This window comes from Rhodococcus sp. NKCM2511 (genome assembly GCF_014905595.1).
GTDB lineage: Bacteria > Actinomycetota > Actinomycetes > Mycobacteriales > Mycobacteriaceae > Rhodococcoides > Rhodococcoides fascians.
In genome coordinates this window covers 1-580 of the sequence record NZ_BNHJ02000019.1, presented here as the reverse complement: position 1 = coordinate 580, position 580 = coordinate 1, and the positions used below count along the sequence as shown (strand labels likewise).

General features: G+C 19.0%; 1 protein-coding gene. It reads right to left on the bottom strand.

Annotated elements, in window-relative coordinates; translation table 11 throughout:
* Positions 1–213: 213 nt before the first annotated feature.
* The gene (gene ndhC, locus JLZ96_RS25275) at positions 214–429 is read right to left on the bottom strand and encodes an NADH-quinone oxidoreductase subunit A (protein ID WP_374758070.1); all 216 of its coding nucleotides are present in this window, start codon (positions 427–429) and stop codon (positions 214–216) included.
* Between the last annotated feature and the right edge of the window lie 151 nt (positions 430–580).

Below are 580 nucleotides of genomic sequence, written 5' to 3'. Positions count from 1 at the left end.
AATTTTAATAATCAAGTTTTTAAGTCGAAATTAAATAGGGAATTTCCTTTCATATTAAAGATATAATTTTATATAAAATAATTTTTATTTGCAAAATAAATGTTATTATTTAACTAATATCCTAATTTATTTTAGTCAAATAATTGATTGTTCATTTCATTCATAAATTAATCCTAGGATTAAGCAAATATAAATTAATAAGAATGAAATTATTCAATAAAATAAATTATATCTGATTGATAGGGTTGAGATAAAGGGTAATATTAAAATAATTTCAATATCGAAAATTAAGAAGATAACTGCAATTAAATAAAATTGAATAGAAAAAGGTAAGTGAGGGGAGGTAATAGGGTTGAATCCGCATTCATAAGGAGTAGGTTTTTCTCGATCTTGGTAGTTTTTAAATGATAGAATTATATTAATTGTAATTAAAATGATAGTGAGTAAAAGGGGTAGAATTGATAAATAGATAATTAGTATTACTTATATTATTATTGGATAAATAATTTTTTTAATTGGAAATTAAATGTAATGTATTATACTATATATATATATATATAAATATTAATATATTAAGTAT